This is a genomic window from Oleiphilus sp. HI0061, from assembly GCF_001635675.1.
Genome location: NZ_LWFE01001057.1, coordinates 1 through 1,483 on the forward strand (window position 1 = coordinate 1; position 1,483 = coordinate 1,483).

2 protein-coding genes are annotated in these 1,483 nt (G+C 46.4%); both read left to right on the forward strand.

Annotated features, from left to right (window positions below; genetic code table 11):
* The coding region (locus A3735_RS14370; RefSeq protein ID WP_068638184.1) for an alkane 1-monooxygenase at window positions 1–1,140 on the forward strand (1,140 nt) is incomplete at its 5' end.
* Window positions 1,141–1,162: 22 nt separating this feature from the next.
* On the forward strand, window positions 1,163–1,324 hold the full coding sequence (locus A3735_RS14375; RefSeq protein ID WP_068509148.1) for a rubredoxin: 162 nt from the start codon (window positions 1,163–1,165) through the stop codon (window positions 1,322–1,324).
* Window positions 1,325–1,483: the final 159 nt, after the last annotated feature.

The window sequence follows — 1,483 nt, forward strand, 5'->3', positions numbered from 1 at the left end:
CTCTCTATCCTTACGCCAATGATTCCTTTAGCCTCCGCTTATGCTGCCGTTGAAACCGGTTATGGCCTTTGGCTTTGGTTTACTGTGGTTTTTCTTTACGGCATGCTACCTCTAGCTGATCACGTATTTGGTGAAGACCGCGCTAATCCAGACGACGAACTCGTTTCACAGCTCAAAGACCAAAGCTATTATGTCAATATTATGTATATTGCGACCGCCTTGCACTGGGTTTCTCTCGTTGGTATCGCCTTTGTTGTATCTCAATATAACTGGTCCTGGATCAATATACTCGGCGCTGCACTCAGTGCGGGTATTCTCAACGGCTTAGGTTTGGTTGCAGGTCATGAAATGGGGCATAAAGTGAAAGATAGAAAGCAAGTTGCCGCTGCGAAAGTCATGCTGGCTACCAGTGGTTACGGCCACTTTTTTATCGAACACAATAAAGGACACCACAAGGATGTTGCAACACCAGAAGATCCAGCATCTTCACGCTTTGGAGAGAATATTTACAAGTTTGTAAAAAGAGAGATTCCTGGTGCGTTTCGACGAGCCTGGGGGCTCGAAGCAAACCGCTTGCACCGTTTAGGAAAATCAGAATGGTCTTGGGATAACGAGATTCTGCAACCAGCAGCGCTCACCATTTCAGCCTATACCCTGATGCTTGCCTTTTTTGGCCCGGTTATGATCCCCTTCCTATTAATCTCGGCCGCTTATGGTTGGTGGCAGCTGACATGCGCCAATTATGTAGAACACTATGGATTACTTCGTTTGAAAAAAGAAAACGGCCGCTATGAGCGCTGCCAACCTCATCACTCCTGGAATAGTAATCACAAAGCATCCAACCTGGTTTTATTACACCTTCAGCGACATTCAGACCATCATGCGCACCCTACACGCCCATATCAAGTTCTTCGTGATTACGACGACGTCCCCTCTCTACCTTCTGGCTACCCGCTTATGTTTTTGGTTGCCATGATCCCACCACTCTGGTTTTCAATCATGGACAAAAAAGTCATAGATTGGGCTGGTAATGATATGGACAAAGTCAATATAGACCCAGACTCCAAAGAACTGGTCTACAACAAATATCACCAGCCACCTGTGAGTGATAAAGTCAGCGAAACAGCCGAAGCAGCTTAAGAGACATAAGGAGGTTTAGACCATGAGTCAATTTCAATGCCCTGACTGCGGCTATATATATGATGAAGCTAAAGGTGCCGAGCACGAAGGCTACCCCGCTGGCACTAAGTGGGAAGAGGTTCCTGAAGACTTTCCCTGCCCTGAGTGCTTTGTCAGAGAAAAACCAGACTTCATCGCCCTATAAAGCAATCAACTTACCCGGACAGAGCAATGCCCGGGTATTTCTACAAAAGGCCAAGCTTGATCTATATCAGCTTGGCAGCATAAATAATTTTATTTTAGAGCGAACCCGGAGCTCACACTCGTTCCCATTAATTCACCCACGCGATGCCCAGAACAACTA